Genomic DNA, 20283 nt, shown 5'->3' with positions numbered 1-20283 from the left:
GCCTTCCTTTGTTAGACTCAAAATCAGATTGTATTAATTTGAGATTGAGCAACAATGAAAAAACTCACCTTACCAAAAGATTTCTTATGGGGCGGCGCAGTTGCCGCTCATCAGGTTGAAGGCGGCTGGAACAAAGGCGGCAAAGAGCCGAGCATCTGTGATGTGCTGACCGGCGGAGCGCATGGCGTACCGCGTGAAATCACCCGACAAGTCGTAGCGGGTAAATATTATCCGAACCATGAAGCGGTCGATTTTTACGGTCACTATAAAGAAGACATTAAGCTGTTCGCCGAGATGGGTTTTAAATGCTTTCGCACCTCCATCGCCTGGACCCGCATTTTCCCGCAGGGTGACGAGACGCAACCGAACGAAGAAGGGCTGAAATTCTACGATGATATGTTCGATGAGTTGCTCAGATACAACATCGAACCGGTCATCACCCTCTCCCACTTTGAAATGCCGCTGCATCTGGTACAGCAATACGGCGGCTGGACCAACCGTAAAGTGGTGGATTTCTTCGTCCGCTTCGCGGAGGTGGTATTTGAGCGCTACAAGCACAAAGTCAAATACTGGATGACCTTCAACGAGATCAACAACCAGCGCAACTGGCGCGCGCCGCTGTTTGGCTACTGCTGTTCCGGCGTGGTGTATACCGAGCATGAAAACCCGGAAGAAACCATGTATCAGGTGCTGCACCACCAGTTCGTCGCCAGCGCGCTGGCGGTAAAGGCGGCACGCCGCATCAACCCGGAGATGAAGGTCGGCTGTATGCTGGCGATGGTCGCGCTCTATCCGTTTTCCTGTAAGCCGGAAGATGTCATGTTCGCGCAAGAATCCATGCGTGAGCGCTATGTGTTTACCGACATTCAGCTACGCGGCTACTACCCGTCTTACGTGCTGAACGAATGGGAACGTCGCGGCTTTAACATCAACATGGACGCTGGCGACGCGGAGATTCTGCGCGAAGGCACCTGCGATTACCTTGGCTTCAGCTATTACATGACTAACGCAGTAAAAGCGGAAGGCGGTAGCGGCGATGCCATTTCCGGCTTCGAGGGCAGCGTGCCGAATCCGCACGTCAAAGCTTCCGACTGGGGCTGGCAAATTGACCCGGTCGGCCTGCGTTATTCCCTGTGCGAGCTGTATGAACGCTATCAGAAACCGCTGTTTATTGTGGAAAATGGGTTTGGCGCCTACGACAAAGTGGAAGAAGACGGCAGCATCAACGACGATTACCGCATCGACTATCTGCGTGCTCACGTAGAAGAGATGATGAAAGCGGTGACGTATGATGGCGTGGATCTGATGGGCTATACGCCGTGGGGCTGCATCGATTGCGTGTCATTCACGACCGGGCAATACAGCAAGCGTTACGGTTTTATTTACGTGAACAAGCATGACGACGGCAGCGGCGATATGTCGCGCTCGCGGAAGAAAAGTTTTACCTGGTATAAAGAGGTTATCGCCAGCAACGGCGAGAAGCTGTAATTTTTTGCCGGGTGGCGGCTAATACCTTATCCGGCCGACAAGTTCTGTCTCCGAATAAAAAAAAGCCGGGTAGCGCTTGCGCTTACCCGGCCTACAGCATGGCAGAGAGATTACTGATATTCGCTCATCGGTACGCAGGAGCAGAACAGGTTACGGTCGCCGTAAACGTCATCAAGGCGTTTCACGGTCGGCCAGTACTTGTTCGCTACCCCCGCCGGGAACACCGCGACTTCACGGCTGTATCCGTGGTTCCACTCCGCGACCAGCTCATTCTGCGTGTGCGGCGCGTTAACCAGCGGGTTATCCTCCAGCGGCCACTCACCGGCTTTCACGCGATCGATTTCCGCACGAATCGCCAGCATCGCATTGATAAAGCGATCCAGTTCCATCTTGCTTTCAGATTCCGTCGGTTCAACCATCAACGTTCCCGCCACCGGGAACGACATGGTCGGCGCGTGGAAACCGTAGTCGATCAAACGCTTGGCAATATCCAGCTCGCTGATGCCGGTCTCTTCTTTCAGCGGACGGATGTCGAGAATACACTCGTGCGCCACGCGGCCATCGCGACCGGTATACAGCACCGGATACGCGTCTTTCAGGCGGCTGGCGATATAGTTGGCGTTCAGAATCGCCACCTGGCTCGCCTGCTTCAGCCCTTCCGCGCCCATCATGCGGATGTACATCCAGCTGATCGGCAGAATGGATGCGCTGCCGAACGGTGCGGCGGACACCGCGCCCTGACGGGTCAGCATCCCTTCGATCTGCACCACGCTGTGACCCGGAACAAACGGTGCCAGATGTGATTTCACGCCAATCGGCCCCATACCCGGGCCGCCGCCGCCGTGCGGAATGCAGAAGGTTTTATGCAGGTTGAGGTGTGAAACATCCGCGCCGATGAAGCCCGGAGAGGTAATGCCAACCTGCGCGTTCATGTTTGCGCCATCGAGGTATACCTGGCCGCCGAACTGATGCACGATCTCACACACTTCACGAATGGTTTCTTCGTACACGCCGTGGGTGGATGGGTAAGTCACCATGATGCAGGAGAGATTGTCACCCGCCTGCTCGGCTTTAGCGCGCAGATCCGCCAGATCGATGTTGCCGTTCTTATCGCATGCGACCACCACCACCTGCATACCCGCCATCTGTGCGGAAGCCGGGTTGGTGCCGTGAGCGGAGGCCGGGATCAAACAGATATCGCGATGACCGTCGTTGCGGCTTTCGTGATAATGACGAATCGCCAGCAGGCCCGCGTATTCGCCCTGCGCGCCGGAGTTCGGCTGCATGCACACGGCATCATAGCCAGTCAGTTTCACCAGCCAGTCAGAAAGCTGGTTGATCATCTGATGATACCCTTCCGCCTGATCTGCCGGGCAGAACGGATGCAGTTCCGCAAATTCCGGCCAGGTGATGGGGATCATCTCCGCCGCCGCGTTCAGCTTCATGGTACAGGAACCCAGCGGGATCATTGCCTGGTTCAGCGCCAGATCTTTACGCTCCAGCGAGTGCATGTAGCGCATCATCTCCGTTTCGCTGTGGTAACGGTTGAACACCGGGTGCGTCAGGATCGCGTCATCACGCAGCATACTCTCCTGGATAGAGCGGCTATCGTGCGCCACGTCTTTATCCAGCGTATCAATGTTCAGACTGTGGTCGTCGCCCAGCAGTACAGAGAACAGTTGCAGCACGTTTTCGCGGGTTGTCGTTTCATCCAGCGTGATGCCGACAGCGTTGTGGATGTCGCTGCGCAGGTTGATCTCTGCGGCTTCCGCGCGCGCCAGGACGGCGGCTTTATCGGCCACCTCTACGCACAGGGTGTCGAAGTAATGCGCATGGCGCAGTTTCAGCCCTTTTTGTTGCAGGCCCGCCGCCAGAATGTCGGTCAGGCGATGAATGCGATTAGCAATGCGCTTCAGCCCAACCGGACCGTGATAAACGGCATACAGGCTGGCGATGTTGGCCAGCAGCACCTGCGAAGTACAAATATTGGAGTTCGCTTTCTCGCGACGGATATGCTGCTCGCGAGTCTGCATCGCCATGCGCAGTGCGGTATTGCCCGCCGCATCTTTCGATACGCCGATAATACGGCCCGGCATGGAGCGTTTGAATTCATCTTTGGCGGCAAAGAACGCCGCGTGTGGGCCGCCGTAGCCCATCGGTACGCCGAAGCGTTGCGCAGAGCCGAACACAATGTCCGCGCCCTGTTTACCCGGCGCCGTCAGCAGCACCAGCGCCATAAAATCGGCGGCCACGCTGACGATAACTTTACGTGACTTCAGTTCGCTAATCAGCGCGCTGTAGTCGTGGACTTCACCGGTGGTGCCAACCTGCTGCAACAGCACGCCGAACACATCCTGGTGATCCAGCACTTTTTCCGCGTCATCGACGATCACATCAAAACCGAAGGTCTCCGCGCGGGTGCGCACGACGTCCAGCGTTTGCGGGTGAACGTCAGAGGCGACAAAGAAGCGGTTGGCGTTTTTCAGTTTGCTGATGCGTTTTGCCATCGCCATCGCTTCTGCGGCAGCGGTTGCTTCATCCAGCAACGAAGCGGAGGCCATATCCAGCCCGGTCAGATCCAGCGTCACCTGCTGGAAATTCAGCAGCGCTTCCAGACGCCCCTGCGAAACTTCCGGCTGATAAGGCGTATACGCGGTGTACCAGCCCGGATTTTCCAGCATATTGCGCAGGATAACCGGCGGCAGCTGCACCGCGGTATAACCCATGCCAATGTAAGACGTGAAGCGCTTGTTGCGACCGGCAATCGCTTTTAATTCGGCCAGCGCGGCGTATTCCGTCGCCGCTTCACCTACCTGCGGCGGCGTGGCAAGCTGAATGTCTTTCGGCACAATCTGGCCGATCAGCGCGTTTAACGACTCGGCACCAACGGTATTCAGCATCTCTTGCTGCTGTGCGGCGTCCGGTCCAATGTGGCGTTCAATGAAAGCGCCGCTGTTTTCAAGCTGGCTTAGCGTCTGTGTCATGGCGATGGTTCCTGAAACGTGCAGTGAATCGTGATTGTCTCTGGCTCAATTGCCCGGTAGCGCTAACGCTTACCGGGCCTACGCGTGCGAAAACGAATACGCAAAATCATTCACGTTGCAGGACGGCGGCGACGCAGAGAACCCCCAGGAGCTTACCTAAGTAAGTGACTGGGGTGAGCGAGGAAGCCAACACACCTGCTGCGTGAAGGATGAAGCGTATTTATTCGTCTTCTAACAATGCTTCGTATGCGGTTGCATCCAGCAGCGAGTCGATTTCGCTTTCGTCGCTGGCTTTGATTTTGAAGATCCAGCCACCCGCATACGGCTCGCTGTTGACCAGTTCAGGGGAGTCGCTGAGCGCGTCGTTTACCGCCACAATCTCACCGCTCACCGGCGCATAAATGTCAGAAGCGGCTTTTACCGATTCTGCTACCGCGCAGTCATCGCCCGCCGCAACGGTGGCGCCGACGTCTGGCAGATCGACAAAAACCATATCGCCCAGCAATTCCTGAGCGTGTTCCGTGATGCCAACCGTGTAAGTACCGTCTGCTTCTTTGCGCAGCCATTCGTGTTCTTTGCTGTATTTCAGTTCTACAGGTACGTTGCTCATCAATAAATCTCCAAAAAAGGATGAATCACGCGACGGCTTTGCCGTTACGCACAAAAACAGGTTTAGTGACTTTTACTGGCATTTCGCGGTTGCGGATCTGCACGATCGCCGTCTCGCCAATACCCGCCGGAACGCGCGCCAGCGCAATGCTGTAGCCCAGCGTTGGAGAGAAAGTGCCGCTGGTGATAACGCCTTCCAGCTGATTCCCCTGGGCATCGGTAAAGCGTACCGGCAGTTCATTACGCAGTACGCCTTTCTCGGTCATAACCAGACCCACCAGTTGTTCGGTGCCTTTTTCACGCTGGACTTCCAGCGCCTCGCGACCAATAAAATCGCGATCGGCCGGTTCCCAGGCGATGGTCCAGCCCATATTCGCCGCCAGCGGAGAGACGCCTTCATCCATCTCCTGACCATACAGGTTCATACCCGCTTCCAGACGCAGCGTATCGCGCGCGCCCAGGCCACACGGCTTCACGCCGGATTCCACCAGCGCACGCCAGAAATCCGCCGCCTTTTCGTTTGGCATCGCAATTTCATAGCCTGCTTCGCCGGTATAACCGGTTGTTGCAATAAACAGATCGCCCGCCTGCACGCCAAAGAACGGTTTCATGCCTTCCACCGCCTTGCGCTGTTCTTCAGTAAACAGCGTGGCCGCTTTCGCCTGCGCATTCGGCCCCTGTACCGCAATCAGCGACAGGTCGTCACGAACGGTGATGTCGATGGCGTAAGGTTCGGCGTGTTGGGTAATCCAGGAGAGGTCTTTTTCGCGGGTGGCGGAGTTTACAACGAGGCGGAAGAAATCTTCAGTGAAGTAATAGACAATCAGGTCATCTATCACGCCGCCCGAGGCATTGAGCATGCCAGAGTAGAGGGCTTTACCGGTCTTTGTGAGTTTCGCCACGTCATTCGCCAGCAGATAACGCAAAAACTCCCGGGTGCGGCTGCCGCGTAGATCGACGATGGTCATATGCGACACATCAAACATACCGGCATCAGTGCGAACTGCATGGTGCTCATCAAGTTGAGAGCCATAGTGCAGCGGCATCATCCAGCCATGGAAATCCACCATGCGCGCGCCACAAAGCGTGTGTTGTTCGTATAAAGGAGTCTGTTGAGCCATCTTGTCCTCATTGAATAAGCGGGGCTTACAACCATTTCATGGTGAAATCTTCGCCACGAAACCCGGCGTCGCAGCCACTCCTGGGCTTCGACGCAAACGTTCTCTTTTACCTGAACTTACCACCGAAGCAGACGCTAAACCATAAGGCAAAATTAACCATCACATTAGCTTATGACCAAAAAACGCCAAACCCGCCTCAGCATAAAAAACCATGAAATAAACAAAAAACCTCCATAAACGATAATCAAATACGCAACCATCCCGCACATATCCATATTAAATGTGGAAAAAATGTCAAAAATGACGATAGTTGAAAATCGTAATATTAAAAAAACTAATGCGAAAAGAGAGGTGAAATTAGATTATTTCAAATGAGGAAAGCGTCCCGGCGCGAAGGCCGGGAGAGGAAAATGTGACGGGTTTCAAACTCTCAGAAGCAGGAGGGAAATGCTTAGCGGAGCCACTCAGGCAGATCGTTCAATCCCATCGCCTGACGAATCAGTTGCGGTTTTACGCCCGGGAGAGTATCGGCCAGTTTCAGACCAATATCGCGCAGCAATTTCTTCGCCGGGTTCTCTCCGGCAAACAGTTCGCGAAAACCCTGCATACCTGCCAGCATCATCGCGGCGCTGTGCTTACGGCTGCGCTCGTAACGACGCAAATAGAGGTATTGACCAATGTCTTTGCCCTGACGTTGCAGACGTTTGAGTTCATCGATCAACTCTGCGGCGTCCATAAAGCCGAGGTTCACCCCCTGCCCCGCCAGCGGATGGATGGTATGTGCGGCGTCGCCCACCAGCGCCAGCCGGTGTGCGGCAAACTGACGCGCATAGCGTCCCGTCAGCGGGAACACCTGGCGTTCACTCTCAACGCGGCATAAGCCGAGGCGGTTATCAAACGCGACGTTCAGCGCCCGGTTGAACGCATCCTCACTCGCCTGCTGCATATGCTCAGCGTCCTGCGGAGACAGCGACCAGACAATGGAACACAGATGCGGATCGCTTAATGGCAGGAACGCCAGGATGCCTTCGCCATGAAACGCCTGACGCGCAACGGCGCCGTGCGCCTCTTCGGTGCGGATGGTCGCCACCAGCGCATGATGACGGTAATCCCAGAAGGTCAGCGGAATATCCGCTTTGTTGCGCAGCCAGGAGTTCGCGCCGTCTGCGCCAATCACCAGCCTTGCCGTCAGCATCGCGCCATCTTTCAGGGTCAGGAAGGTTTCATTTTCTCCCCAGGCGACCTGCTGCAATTCAGCCGGCGCCATCAGGGTAATATCCGCTGACTGCTGCGCCTTTTGCCATAGCGCGTAGTGGATCACCGAATTTTCAATGATGTGCCCCAGGTGGCTGTATCCCATGCTTTTGTCATCAAACTCGATGCGGCCAAAGCTGTCTTTATCCCAGACTTCCATACCGTGGTAGCAGCTTGCGCGGCGAGCAAGAATGTCTGACCAGACCCCAAGACGCGTAAGCAGTTTTTCACTGGCGGCATTGATAGCCGACACGCGTAATGCCGGGGGAGCGTCGCTCGCCAGCGGCTGTGGAACGCGCTGTTCCAGAACGGCCACGCGTAAACCGCTGCCCTGCAAACCGCAGGCGACAGCCAGGCCTACCATGCCTCCGCCAACAATGGCTACATCAACACTTTGCACTGTGTACTCCTGAAAATAGGACAATCAAAAACCGTAGGCCGGATAAGGCAAAGCCACCATCCGACATTACATTACTTCCGCGGCATTGCCTGATGGCGCTGCGCTAATCAGGCCTACTTCTTTATTCCGACCTACCGGTGAATTATCGTGCGACCCAGCCCAACGTCCGTTTTGCCAACGTGTCGCGAAGGGGAGGCAATAACTCCATCGCCATTAAGCCGACGTTGCGCCCGGCAACCAGCGGCGCCCAGCGGTTAGCAAACAGATGCACCAGGCTATCCGTTATGCCAACCGTCGCCTCTCTGTCAGCCTGACGGCGCGACTGGTACTCAGAAAGCACGCCGTACTCGCCGACGTCCGCCCCAGACTCATGCGCCTGCACCAGCGTTTCGGCAAGGCTCATCACATCGCGCAGTCCCAGGTTAAACCCTTGCCCGGCGATAGGATGCAGCGTCTGCGCCGCATTGCCGACCAACACGGTGCGATGGGTTATCGCTTTGGCCGCCGTGGTGAGCGCTAACGGATAAGCGCTGCGCTTACCCGCATGGGTAATACGTCCCAGCCGCCAGCCAAACGCCGACTGTAGCTCATGGCAAAAGCGTTCATCCGACCAGCGCATGATCTCGTCGCGCTGTTCAAGCGGATGGCACCACACCAGCGAACAGCGACCTTCGGACATCGGCAACATCGCCAGCGGGCCGTGTTGGGTAAAGCGTTCAAACGCACGTCCGTCATGCGCGATAGCGGTCGCAACGTTGGCGATCACCGCCAGTTGTTCATAAGGCTGCTGCTGCCAGTCCACGCCGCAGGCGGTCGCCAGAGCGGAGTGCGTACCGTCGGCCGCCACCACGACATGACCAGAAATCACGTCGCCGTTTTCCAGAGTGACATTCACCTTTTCTTGCGTTCGCGCCACGCTGGCAACGCGATCCGGGCAATGCAGCGTCACGCCCGGCGCTTTGCGCAACAGCGCAAACAGTCGCTGACCGACATCATGCAGCTCCACAACCTGCCCCAACGCAGCGATGCTGTAATCCTGCGCGTCCAGAGTGACAAAACCGGCATGGCCGCGATCGCTGACATGTACCGTGTTGATCGCCGTTGCGCAATCAGCAATCGCCTGCCAGACGCCAATCCGCGCCAGTTGCTGACAGGTGCCTACCGCCAGCGCGATCGCCCGGGCGTCGAACCCGGGATGCGCGGCGGCTTCAGGCGCGCTCGCTTCAATCAGGTGCACGGCCAGTTTGCCGTGGCTAAGCTGAGAAAGGGCCAGCGCCAGCGTCGCGCCCACCATACCGCCGCCAACAATAATCACGCTCATAGCTGACGCGCCGCCGCCATTAAGGCTTCAATATCGTCCGCTTTTTTCACCACGCTGGCGGTCAGGTTTTCGTTGCCCGTTTCCGTAATGACGATGTCATCTTCAATACGGATGCCGATGCCGCGATACGCTTCCGGCACGTCGGCGTCCGGCGCAATGTACAGACCCGGCTCAACGGTGAGCACCATACCCGGCTCCAGCACGCGGGAGCGATCCTGCCCGTAAACGCCGACATCGTGTACGTCCAGCCCCAGCCAGTGGCTAAGACCATGCATAAAGAATGGACGATGGGCGTTTTCCGCGATCAACTGCTCCACGTCGCCCTGCAAAATGCCCAGATTAACCAGCCCCGCGATCATGATGCGCACCACTTCTCCCGTGACCTCCTGGATAGACGTTCCCGGGCGAAACAGGCGTAAGCTGGTTTCCAGCGACGCCAGCACGATATCGTAGATTTCGCGCTGGGCGGGCGTAAATTTGCCGTTCACCGGGAAAGTACGCGTAATGTCGCCAGCATAACCTTTGTATTCGCATCCGGCGTCGATCAACACCAGATCGCCATCGCGCATTTCGCTTTCATTTTCGGTGTAGTGGAGGATGCAGCCGTTCTCACCGCTGCCAACAATGGTGTTATAGGACGGATAGCGCGCGCCGTGACGGTTAAATTCGTGGTGAATTTCACCTTCCAGTTGATATTCGAACATCCCCGGACGGCATTTTTTCATTGCGCGGGTATGCGCCAGCGCGCTGATCTCGCCCGCGCGACGCATGACGGCAATCTCTTCCGGCGATTTAAACAGGCGCATCTCGTGCACCATTGGCCGCCAGTCGGTCATCGTCGCTGGTGCAGTCAGGTTCTGTCGGGAACCTTTACGCAGTTTATCCAGCGCGGCGAAAACAATCTCGTCGGCATACGCATATTCGCCCTGCGCGTGGTAAACCACGTCAAGGCCATTGAGTAACTGATAAAGCTGCTGGTTGATTTCGCTGAACGCCAGCGCGCGATCCACGCCCAGTTTTTCCGGCGCGACGTCCTGCCCCAGGCGGCGGCCAAACCAGATCTCCGCCGTCAGATCGCGAACGCGGTTAAACAAAACGCTGTGGTTATGAGTGTCATCGCTTTTAATCAGCACCAGCACCGCTTCCGGCTCGTTAAAACCGGTGAAATACCAGAAATCACTGCTCTGGCGATACGGATATTCACTGTCCGCGCTGCGCGTGGCTTCCTGAGCTGCAAAAATCAACGCGGCGCTGCCCGGCTGCATTTGCGCCAGTAATGCCTGGCGGCGACGCTGATACTCCTGCTGAGATATATCGCTCATAACACTCTCCATTGCGTTTACGTTCTTAGTGCAGAGTCGGTTTCTGGACTTCCGGCGCCGTCGGCTGCTGACGCGTAAAGGTGTCGTGGCACAGCAGCGCCGCAACCCGCACATATTCGATGATCTCTTCGAGCGACATCTCCAGCTCTTCCTGATCTTCGTCTTCGTCATAACCGAGCTGGGCGATGTTGCGCAGATCGTCAATGGCTTCACCGGTTTCGCCGGTCACTTTATCCAGCTTAGGCTGCGTGACGCCAAGCCCCAGTAAAAAGTGGTTAACCCAGCCGGCCAGCGCATCAGCGCGATCGAACACGCTCACGTCGTCGCCTTCAGGCAGAAAAAGCTGAAAAAGGAAGCCGTCGTCTTCCAGCGCGTCGCTGGTTGCCGCATGCATTTTACGCAGCGCCTGCGCCAGTTCGTGACCAAAGGCCAGCCCCTCGTTCGTCAGGTCGTGCAACAGCGGCTGCCATGAGCTGTCGTTGTTGCCGCCGCAAATCATCCCACTGATCAAACCGTGCATTTCGGCCGGGGTTAACCCCGTCCCCTGTTGGTTCAAAAACTGGTTCATTTCGTTGTAACCAGGCATTTCGTTCTGTATAGACATAAGCATTCGTCATCAAAGGGAGGATATTCATGATATGCTACCACTTTGGACCCTGGTGAACCAGAAAAGGGCTTGTATCTTCACACCGGGGTAGCTATAGTGTCGCCCCTTCGCCGACCCAGGGTCTGGAGGCGAAGGCAGCGCAGTCAATCAGCAGGAAGGTGGCATGTCTGCACAACCCGTCGATATCCAAATTTTTGGCCGTTCACTCCGCGTGAATTGCCCGCCTGAACAAAGGGATGCGTTGAATCAGGCTGCGGACGATCTGAATCAGCGGTTGCAAGATCTAAAAGTTCGCACTAGAGTCACAAATACTGAGCAGCTGGTTTTCATTGCCGCATTGAACATCAGCTATGAATTAACTCAGGAAAAAGCGAAGACCCGCGACTACGCGGCGAGCATGGAACAACGAATTCGGATGCTTCAACAGACCATTGAACAGGCGTTGCTTGATCAGGGTCGCATAACCGAAAAAACGGGCCAAAACTTTGAATAACACTTTTCGGTTTACTATGGTAGAGTGACCGTGAAGACAAAATTTCTCTGAGATGTTTGCAAGCGGGCCAGTCCCCTGAGCCGATATTTCATACCACAAGAATGTGGCGCTCCATGGTTGGTGAGCATGCTCGGCTAGTCCGAGAAGCCTTAAAACCGTGACGACGCATTCACCTTGAACCAAGGGTTCAAGGGTTACAGCCTGCGGCGGCATCTCGGAGATTCCCCTTCTACCTGGCGACAGCCATGACGCAACTTCCTGAACTTCTTTTATCCCGACAAGAAATCCGCCAGATGATTCGGCAACGTCGCCGTACGCTGACGTCTCAACAGCAAACCGCGTTCGGTCAACAGGCCGCCACCAGAATGCTTGCTTATCCTCCCGTGGTTCTTGCCCACACCGTCGCGGTGTTTCTTTCATTTGATGGCGAGCTGGACACGCAACCCTTGATTGAGCAGCTCTGGCGCGCGGGAAAACGCGTGTATTTACCGGTTCTCCATCCGTTCAGCCCCGGCAATTTGCTGTTTCTGCATTATCATCCGCAAAGCTCGCTGGTGATGAATCGTCTGAAAATTCAGGAACCGAAGCTGGACGTGCGTGACGTGCTGCCGCTCTCTCAGTTAGATGTGCTGGTTACACCGTTAGTCGCTTTCGACGAAGACGGCCAGCGTCTGGGAATGGGCGGCGGGTTCTACGACAGAACGTTGCAGAACTGGCGACAGCATAAGATCCAACCGGTGGGTTATGCGCACGATTGTCAGTTAGTGGAAAAGTTGCCTGTCGAAGAGTGGGATATCCCGCTGCCTGCGGTGGTGACGCCGTCAAAAGTGTGGGAGTGGCCGCAGTGAATTGCCTGATGGCGCTACGTTTACCCGACCTACGAGCCGATCCCACAGGCCGGGTGAGGCATAGCCGCCACCCGGCACAGTATACAAATTAGTACAGCAGACGAGCGCGAATCGTACCCGGTAGCGCTTTCATCGCCAGCAGGGCTTTCTCCGCCACATCTTCATCCGCTTCGATATCAATCACCACGTAACCGACCTGGGCAGACGTTTGCAGATACTGCGCGGCGATGTTAACGCCCTGCTCGGCAAAAATCTGGTTAAGCGCGGTCAGCACGCCCGGACGATTTTCATGGATATGCATCAGACGACGACCGCCGTGCAGCGGCAGGGAGACTTCCGGGAAGTTCACCGCAGACAGCGTAGAGCCGTTATCAGAATACTTCGTCAGTTTGCCCGCCACTTCAAGGCCGATGTTCTCCTGCGCTTCCTGGGTAGAGCCGCCGATATGCGGCGTCAGAAGCACATTGTCGAATTCACATAGCGGAGAAGTAAACGGATCGCTGTTGGTCGCAGGTTCCGTCGGGAACACGTCGATAGCTGCGCCCGCCAGGTGTTTGCTCGCCAGCGCATCGCACAGCGCCGGGATGTCCACCACCGTACCGCGAGACGCGTTGATCAGCAGCGCGCCCGGTTTCATCAGTGCGATTTCCGTCGCGCCCATCATATTTTTGGTGGAGGCGTTTTCCGGCACATGCAGGCTCACAACGTCGCTCATGTTCAGCAGATCGGAAAGATGCTGTACCTGGGTCGCGTTGCCCAGCGGCAGTTTATTTTCAATATCGTAGAAGAAGACGTGCATGCCCAGCGATTCCGCCAGAATGCCCAACTGCGTGCCAATGTGGCCGTAACCGATGATCCCCAGCTTTTTGCCGCGCGCTTCAAACGAACCGGCCGCCAGTTTGTTCCACACGCCACGGTGCGCTTTCGCGTTCGCTTCCGGCACGCCGCGAAGCAGTAGCAGCAGTTCGCCAATCACCAGCTCCGCAACAGAACGCGTGTTGGAGAACGGCGCGTTAAACACGGGGATTCCGCGTTTTGCCGCTGCGTTCAGATCAACCTGGTTGGTGCCGATGCAGAAACATCCAATCGCCACCAGTTTCTCTGCGGCGTCAATCACATCTTCGGTCAGATGGGTTCGGGATCGCAGGCCAATGAAATGGGCATCACGGATGGACTCTTTCAACTGCTCAGTATCCAGAGCGCCTTTGTGAAATTCGATGTTGGTATAACCTGCCGCGCGAAGGTTTTCGAGTGCCTTTTGGTGCACACCTTCAACCAGCAGAAATTTAATCTTGTCTTTCTCCAGTGATACCTTTGCCATTTCCCCGACCCTGTCTTTTTATCGAAACTGATGTGTTGTATGTGGATTTGTATCCGCCTTTCAACATATCAAAAAAAACTATTGCGGCAATATGAACGTTTGCGTCGCCACTCTGAAGAAATATCATTCAGCGTGAAATGGCAGAGGAAAATGCTGGGGATAAGATTTTCTTTGGAGAGATCGGCAGAGCAACATCCAAAACGTGACACAAGTCACCAAATTTGCCCTGCCAAATTTTTTTAACGCGGGATGAATCACCCTCGCCAGATCATTTTACGATAGTTTTTACGCCGTCTGCCGTACCAATCAGCGCCACATCCGCGCCACGGTTGGCGAACAGGCCGACGGTCACGACGCCCGGAATGGCGTTAATCGCGTTTTCCATCGCGATCGGATCAAGAATTTCCATGCCGTATACGTCGAGGATCACATTGCCGTTATCAGTGACTACGCCCTGACGGTACTCAGGACGACCGCCCAGCTTCACTAACTGGCGTGCGACAGCGCTGCGCGCCATCGGGATCACTTCCACCGGCAGCGGGAATTTACCCAGAACATCGACCTCTTTGGAGGCATCCGCGATGCAGATGAATTTCTTCGCCACCGAAGCAATGATTTTCTCACGCGTCAGCGCCGCGCCGCCGCCTTTAATCATCTGCATGTGGCCGTTGATCTCATCCGCGCCATCAACATAGACGCCCAGGCTGTCCACTTCATTCAGATCGAAAACGGTAATGCCGAGGCTCTTGAGTTTTTCAGTAGATGCATCCGAGCTGGACACCGCCCCTTCAATCTGACCTTTCATTGTGCCCAGCGCATCAATAAAGTGCGCGGCTGTTGAACCGGTACCTACGCCCACAATGGTGCCGGGCTGTACATACTGAAGTGCCGCCCATCCTACTGCTTTTTTCAGTTCATCCTGCGTCATGATCGTTTCGCCTGTGGTGTGAAAATTCAGGCGCATTATAGATCATTGTACGAAAAAATCCCTCCGGCCCCGCTCGCAAGCGGCGGATTTCGTCTGTACCTGAGTGAAATTTATGTCATAGTGCGGGATAAGAAAAATTTCAGGAGTACCTCAGAGCAATGAAACGTCCAGACTACAGAACACTACAAGCGCTGGATGCGGTGATTCGTGAACGGGGATTTGAACGCGCCGCACAGAAGTTGTGCATCACACAATCCGCTGTCTCACAACGCATAAAACAGCTTGAGAATATGTTTGGGCAACCGCTGCTGGTACGTACCGTTCCGCCGCGTCCTACCGAACAAGGACAAAAATTGCTGGCGTTGCTGCGTCAGGTAGAGCTACTGGAAGATGAGTGGCTTGGCGATGAGCAAACCGGCTCCACGCCGCTGCTGCTGTCACTGGCGGTCAACGCCGACAGTCTGGCGACCTGGCTGCTTCCGGCGCTGGCGCCGGTTCTGGCCGACTCGCCTATTCGCCTCAATTTGCAGGTGGAAGATGAAACCCGCACCCAGGAACGTCTGCGTCGCGGCGAAGTGGTTGGCGCGGTGAGTATTCAGCACCAGGCGCTGCCAAGCTGCCTGGTAGACAAACTTGGCGCGCTCGACTATCTGTTCGTGGGATCAAAACCCTTCGCCGAGCGCTACTTCCCCAACGGCGTCACCCGTTCCGCGCTGCTGAAAGCGCCCGCAGTGGCGTTTGACCATCTGGACGACATGCACCAGGCCTTTTTACAGCAGAACTTCGATTTACCGCCGGGCAGCGTGCCGTGCCATATCGTTAACTCTTCCGAAGCCTTCGTACAGCTCGCGCGTCAGGGCACCACCTGCTGTATGATCCCGCATTTGCAGATCGAGAAAGAGCTGGAGAGCGGTGAGCTGATCGATTTAACGCCTGGCCTGTTCCAGCGTCGGATGCTCTACTGGCACCGTTTTGCGCCGGAAAGCCGTATGATGCGCAACGTGACTGACGCGCTGCTGGAGTATGGGCATAAGGTTTTAAGGCAGGATTAACGCGCCGTGCCTGATGGCGCTACGCTTATCAGGCCTACAGGTTATTTTGTAGGCCGGATAAGGCGTTTCAACAACGCTTACTGTGCTTTTGTCTCTGCTGCTGGTTCTAACTGGAACACCACATCGACCTGATCAGCAAACTGAATTGTCGGCTGCTCATAGGTTTCCTGGGCCGACACCGCAGGCGCCGCGTCCGCTTTCATCATTCGCACCACCGGGCTCGGCTGATAATTAGAAACGTGGTAACGCACGCTATAAACCGGCCCCAGCTTGCTGTTAAAGCCCGCTGCCAGTTGCTCAGCCTGGTGAACCGCGTCGTCAATCGCCGCTTTACGCGCTTTATCTTTATAGGCATCCGGTTGCGCAACGCCTAATGACACCGACCGGATCTCATTCAGACCCGCTTTCAGCGCGCCATCCAGCAGAGAGTTGAGTTTGTCCAGCTGGCGCAGCGTAACTTCAACGGTTCGCACCGCGCGGTAGCCTTTCAGCACACTTTTACCATTCTGGTAGTCATAGTCCGGCTGAGTGCGCAGGTTTGCAGAGCTGATGTCTTTCTTGGCAATCTGATTTTGTTCAAGAAAAGAAAGGTATTGCGCAACACGCTCATCGGCCTGTTTCTTGGCGGAAGCGGCATCCTTTGCCGACACGTTGACTTCAATCGCCAGGGTGGCGATGTCAGGCGTCGCATCCACGCTTGCCGTCCCGGAAGTCACGATGTGCGGTCCATTCGGCAACTCATTTGCCTGTACCGGGATTGCGCTAAATCCGACTAATGCCGCAAGGGCCATCACTTTGAACTTCACTGTCGCTCCTCCATGTTACGTTAATCGCCCTGAAACTCAGGGCGCATGCAGGCAAGCTTAGCGGGTATCTGCGCGTTGTCCATCAGACAACGCTTAGTTGAACAATGCGTGAACGTGTGCAACCCCTTCTTTTGCCAGTTGAAAAGCGATAAACCACATCACCAGCCCTACCAGAGTATTGATGATACGCTGGGCTTTGGCGGTACGCAGTCGCGGCGCCAGCCAGGCGGCCAGCAGCGCCAGACCGAAGAACCACAGGAAAGAGGCGCTGACGGTTCCCAAAGCGAACCAACGCTTCGGCTCCATCTCCAGTTGCCCGCCCAGGCTACCCAGTACCACGAAAGTGTCCAGATAAACGTGCGGATTCAGCCACGTCACCGCCAGCATTGTGGCGATGATTTTCCAGCGCCCCTGCTTCATCACCTCGGCGCTGGCCAGTTCCAGGTTGCTGCTCATTGCCGTTTTTAACGCGCCAAAGCCGTACCACAATAAAAACGCCACACCGCCCCAGGTCACTAACGCCATCAGCCAGGGAGACTGCATGAGCAATGCGCTGCCGCCAAAGATACCTGCGCAGATAAGCACTAAATCGCTGATCGCGCAAAGCAGCGCAATCATGATGTGATACTGCCGACGAATCCCCTGATTCATCACAAACGCATTCTGCGGGCCGAGCGGCAGGATCATGGCCGCACCAAGCGCAAGACCTTGAAAATAATAAGATATCACGATAATTATTCCGAACTGTTTCTCTTAAGCGCAGACTATAGCGCGAGAGAATCATTAGCGGAAATTGATAATTTTAATCGCAGATTAGGGGAATTAATAAAGGGGGTAGGAAATGCCGGATGGCGGCTGACGCCTTATCCGGCCTACAAAACAACCTGTAGGCCCGGTAAGCGCAGCGCCACCGGGCAAAACGGCAAACGGCTTATTCCGCGTTCTCTTTCACTCGTTTGAAATTCACGTCCATCTGCGGATACGGGAAGCTGATGCCTGCGGCATCGAACTCACGTTTAATGCGTTCCAGCACATCCCAGTAAACATTTTGCAGATCGCCGCTTTTACTCCATGCGCGCACCACGAAATTAATGGAGGAGGCGCCCAGCTCATTCAGGCGCACCGTCATTTCACGGTCTTTCAGAATACGCTCGTCAGACTGGATAATATCGGTCAGGATTTTTTTCACCTGGTCGATATCAGAGTCATACGCCACGCCAATGATAAATTCGTTACGACGCACCGGTTCGCGGGAAAAGTTAATGATATTTCCGGCAATAATCTTGCCATTCGGGATCACCACAATTTTGCCGTCCACGGTACGCATGGTGGTCGAAAAAATTTGTACGTTCAGTACCGTACCCGCGACGCCGCCGAGATCGACATATTCTCCCGCGCGGAAAGGACGGAACATCACCAGCAGTACGCCTGCCGCGAGGTTAGACAAAGAGCCTTGTAAGGCCAGACCGACCGCTAAACCAGCGGCACCCAACACAGCGATAACGGAAGCCGTTTGTACGCCAACGCGCCCCAGCGCGGCAATCAGCGTAAAGGCAATAATGCCGTAACGCACCAGCGCAGACAGGAAGTCAGCCACGGTCGCATCAATATGGCGCGCCAGCATCAGGCGATTAACGGTATTGGAAACAATACGCGCCACGATCATCCCGATGATGATGATAGCGATAGCCGCAACGATGTTAACCGCATAACTTAGCAGCAGCTCCTGGTTGCGCACCAGCCAGGTGCCCGCACCATTTATGCTGTCGACAACATTCAAATCTTCCATTCAATATTCCTTGGTCATATCAAAAAAACGCAAATGAGATCATTCTCACGAAAACGACCTTTTAAAGGTAAACAAAAACAGTCGAATATGCCATTTTTCAACATGATCCCATCAAGGAAACGCGCAGCGTTAATACTCCGCAGGTCGATCGACCATTCTGATAAATCCGCTCACTAATGCACTCTTCTGCTTAAAGACGTCGGCGATTTCACTCACCACTTTTCCGCTGCCCGCATTCTTCCAGGCGATAGAAAGCGGCGAAGGCTGGCGTGGATTGACCACTGAGCGGGCAACCAGCGCCCCGGACTCGACATACGGACGGCACAATCGCTCCGGTAAAAAACCGACGCCGAGGCCGCTTAAATGGCAGGCCAGCTTGGTGCTGAGATCTGGAACCTTGATCTCCTTTTGTCCGCTCAACAACCAGGCAACACGGCGCGTCAGCGTTCGCGAAGTATCTTCAATATTAATGGCGGGGTAACGGCGCAGCATATCGTCAGACAATACCGGCGCAGGATGGCTCGCCAAAGGATGACTCTGCGCCACCACAAACTGCCAGCTGATATCCCCCAGCGGCAGCAGAGAGATGTTATTGGAGAGCGACTCCGAGCCCGTTACGCCAATCGCTAACTGGAAGTCGTCATACAAAAGCGAATCCCACACGCCCATGTAGACCTGACGGGAAATTTGAAAACGGGTAAACGGAAACTGTTGATGTAACCACGTCAGTAAGTCCGCCGTGGTCTGCGGCTGATACAGCAGGTTATTGATAACAATATTCACCTGCCGCTCAACGCCTGCGTTGATCTGCTGAAGCTCGTCCGGCATTGCATCCAGCCAGTTAAGCCACTGGCGGCAATGCTCAAGCAGGTGCTGCCCGGCAAGAGTCAGGCTGACCGATCGGGTCGTGCGTAAAAAGAGCTGCGTTCCCACCTGCTCCTCCAGCGTTTTTATGCGATAGCTGATCGCCGCTGGCGTTTTATGTAGCGAACTGGCCGCGCGGGAAAAGCTCTCCGTCTCCGCAACCCGAATAAATGTGCGTATTGTTTCCTGATCGAGCATGCCTTCCCCTTGAGTCGACCATCTGTAACCACCGTTGCGCTATTGCTATCCCCAGTAATGTATCGGCGCCTGAAGTGTGTCCAACCGCGAGCAAACGCTGAATCGCGGGCTGCGGGTCGCGCCCTGACTGTAAACGGCGCATCACCTTCAGCACCGGTATTGAAAACTCACCCATTCTGGCGCTGTTCAGATAACTGCAACTTACCGACGTTGTAAGTTGCGCAAGCCGATCCGCCGGAGGTAAGAAATGCCTCAGCCGTGCAGAAAACCCGGCGGCATACAGCACGGCAAGCATACCCGTCAGCATATCATCGCCGCTGGGTGTCAGTCCTGGCCCGCACCCGATAAGCCAGCGCCAGTCCGGCATCATGCCATGATGCCAGCATGCAAGCTGCTTAATTATTTCAGGATAGTGTGGCAGAGCTGTCAGCGGTTGATTTAACGCCCCGGAGAAGCCGCTGCGTTGCGTACAGAATGAGAGATCGACAGGAGCGACAGCAGCAGAACTCAGCGACACACGAAGTATGCGACGAGGGTCAAGCATTATGCCCTGCCCCCACAGGGTGTTCCCCTGTTTGATAAGTCGTTCAACATGGGACACGCGGGAAAACTGCGCGGTGCTCAGTAACACGCCCGTCGGCCCCATTCCTTTCCCATAGCGAAACAGCGTCAATAGCTCGCCACCGGAATGGCAAAAGTTAGTCGCCTGCGAGAAGCGGCTGTGTAACGACCACTCACCATCGGGAAGTCGATAAAGTCCGGCACAGGCCAGGGGATTGATAATGCTCATCGGTACACTCCAGTATGCCGGATGGCGGCGTAAACGCCTTTACAGCATTGCCAGACCGTAGGCCCGGTAAGCGTAGCGCCACCGGGCA

At 55.5% G+C, this 20283-nt stretch carries 18 protein-coding genes and 1 other RNA gene; 5 read left to right on the top strand and 14 right to left on the bottom strand.

All coding sequences use genetic code 11. From position 1 onward, the window contains the following. The first annotated feature begins 54 nt into the window (after positions 1-54). Positions 55-1488: a 6-phospho-beta-glucosidase BglA gene (bglA, locus tag OGV83_RS17530; RefSeq protein ID WP_286464177.1), complete on the top strand. Its 1434-nt coding sequence runs from the start codon at positions 55-57 to the stop codon at positions 1486-1488. A 110-nt stretch (positions 1489-1598) separates the two neighbouring features. Here bglA and gcvP read toward each other — a convergent pair whose 3' ends face one another. The 7 genes from gcvP to ygfB all read right to left on the bottom strand — a co-directional run bounded on the left by gcvP (position 1599) and on the right by ygfB (position 11103). Beyond that, positions 1599-4472, bottom strand: coding sequence for an aminomethyl-transferring glycine dehydrogenase (gene gcvP / locus OGV83_RS17525; RefSeq protein WP_286464176.1), 2874 nt, complete (start codon positions 4470-4472; stop codon positions 1599-1601). A 220-nt stretch (positions 4473-4692) separates the two neighbouring features. After that, entirely contained in the window at positions 4693-5082 is a 390-nt protein-coding gene (gcvH, locus tag OGV83_RS17520) for a glycine cleavage system protein GcvH (RefSeq protein WP_012135010.1), read from the bottom strand. A 25-nt stretch (positions 5083-5107) separates the two neighbouring features. Then, complete coding sequence (gene gcvT, locus OGV83_RS17515; RefSeq protein WP_012135011.1) at positions 5108-6202, bottom strand: glycine cleavage system aminomethyltransferase GcvT; 1095 nt, start codon at positions 6200-6202, stop codon at positions 5108-5110. 451 nt (positions 6203-6653) lie between these two features. After that, positions 6654-7856 carry an FAD-dependent 2-octaprenylphenol hydroxylase gene (gene ubiI, locus OGV83_RS17510; protein ID WP_047461414.1) on the bottom strand — a complete coding sequence of 401 codons (1203 nt, stop codon included), beginning with the start codon at positions 7854-7856 and terminating at the stop codon, positions 6654-6656. 142 nt (positions 7857-7998) lie between these two features. Beyond that, the gene (ubiH, locus tag OGV83_RS17505) at positions 7999-9177 is read right to left on the bottom strand and encodes a 2-octaprenyl-6-methoxyphenyl hydroxylase (RefSeq protein WP_286464175.1); all 1179 of its coding nucleotides are present in this window, start codon (positions 9175-9177) and stop codon (positions 7999-8001) included. After that, positions 9174-10499 (bottom strand): Xaa-Pro aminopeptidase, encoded by a 1326-nt coding sequence (gene pepP, locus OGV83_RS17500; protein ID WP_286464172.1) that lies wholly within the window; start codon positions 10497-10499, stop codon positions 9174-9176. The genes ubiH and pepP overlap by 4 nt, the downstream gene beginning before the upstream one ends. A gap of 25 nt (positions 10500-10524) precedes the next feature. Next, positions 10525-11103: a UPF0149 family protein YgfB gene (ygfB, locus tag OGV83_RS17495; RefSeq protein WP_123907426.1), complete on the bottom strand. Its 579-nt coding sequence runs from the start codon at positions 11101-11103 to the stop codon at positions 10525-10527. A 166-nt stretch (positions 11104-11269) separates the two neighbouring features. Between ygfB and zapA the strand changes: the two genes are divergently transcribed. The 3 genes from zapA to OGV83_RS17480 all read left to right on the top strand — a co-directional run bounded on the left by zapA (position 11270) and on the right by OGV83_RS17480 (position 12447). After that, the gene (gene zapA / locus OGV83_RS17490) at positions 11270-11599 is read left to right on the top strand and encodes a cell division protein ZapA (protein WP_006686880.1); all 330 of its coding nucleotides are present in this window, start codon (positions 11270-11272) and stop codon (positions 11597-11599) included. 41 nt (positions 11600-11640) lie between these two features. Continuing rightward, positions 11641-11824, top strand: a non-coding RNA gene (ssrS, locus tag OGV83_RS17485) — 6S RNA. 20 nt (positions 11825-11844) lie between these two features. Next, positions 11845-12447 (top strand): 5-formyltetrahydrofolate cyclo-ligase, encoded by a 603-nt coding sequence (locus OGV83_RS17480; protein WP_047461402.1) that lies wholly within the window; start codon positions 11845-11847, stop codon positions 12445-12447. An 88-nt stretch (positions 12448-12535) separates the two neighbouring features. On the opposite strand, the gene serA is transcribed toward OGV83_RS17480, so the two are convergent. After that, positions 12536-13768, bottom strand: coding sequence for a phosphoglycerate dehydrogenase (gene serA, locus OGV83_RS17475; protein WP_115608880.1), 1233 nt, complete (start codon positions 13766-13768; stop codon positions 12536-12538). A 268-nt stretch (positions 13769-14036) separates the two neighbouring features. Beyond that, positions 14037-14696 (bottom strand): ribose-5-phosphate isomerase RpiA, encoded by a 660-nt coding sequence (gene rpiA / locus OGV83_RS17470; protein ID WP_286464300.1) that lies wholly within the window; start codon positions 14694-14696, stop codon positions 14037-14039. Positions 14697-14854: 158 nt separating this feature from the next. Between rpiA and argP the strand changes: the two genes are divergently transcribed. Then, positions 14855-15748 (top strand): DNA-binding transcriptional regulator ArgP, encoded by an 894-nt coding sequence (argP, locus tag OGV83_RS17465; protein WP_012135021.1) that lies wholly within the window; start codon positions 14855-14857, stop codon positions 15746-15748. A 77-nt stretch (positions 15749-15825) separates the two neighbouring features. Here argP and OGV83_RS17460 read toward each other — a convergent pair whose 3' ends face one another. The 5 genes from OGV83_RS17460 to OGV83_RS17440 form a co-directional block, all read right to left on the bottom strand. Next, positions 15826-16554 (bottom strand): oxidative stress defense protein, encoded by a 729-nt coding sequence (locus tag OGV83_RS17460; RefSeq protein ID WP_012135022.1) that lies wholly within the window; start codon positions 16552-16554, stop codon positions 15826-15828. 93 nt (positions 16555-16647) lie between these two features. Then, entirely contained in the window at positions 16648-17283 is a 636-nt protein-coding gene (gene argO, locus OGV83_RS17455; protein ID WP_071257872.1) for an arginine exporter ArgO, read from the bottom strand. A gap of 202 nt (positions 17284-17485) precedes the next feature. After that, positions 17486-18343, bottom strand: coding sequence for a small-conductance mechanosensitive channel MscS (locus OGV83_RS17450; protein ID WP_012135025.1), 858 nt, complete (start codon positions 18341-18343; stop codon positions 17486-17488). A gap of 129 nt (positions 18344-18472) precedes the next feature. Beyond that, on the bottom strand, positions 18473-19405 hold the full coding sequence (allS, locus tag OGV83_RS17445) for an HTH-type transcriptional activator AllS (RefSeq protein ID WP_047461391.1): 933 nt from the start codon (positions 19403-19405) through the stop codon (positions 18473-18475). Next, positions 19323-20195, bottom strand: coding sequence for an oxamate carbamoyltransferase subunit AllH family protein (locus OGV83_RS17440; RefSeq protein ID WP_286464170.1), 873 nt, complete (start codon positions 20193-20195; stop codon positions 19323-19325). The genes allS and OGV83_RS17440 overlap by 83 nt, the downstream gene beginning before the upstream one ends. Positions 20196-20283 lie beyond the last annotated feature (88 nt).

The sequence above is a fragment of the Citrobacter sp. CK189 genome (assembly GCF_030333505.1).
Classification (GTDB): domain Bacteria; phylum Pseudomonadota; class Gammaproteobacteria; order Enterobacterales; family Enterobacteriaceae; genus Citrobacter_B; species Citrobacter_B koseri.
The sequence above is the reverse complement of the archived record's forward strand: the minus strand, read 5'-3'. Positions and strand labels throughout refer to the sequence as shown.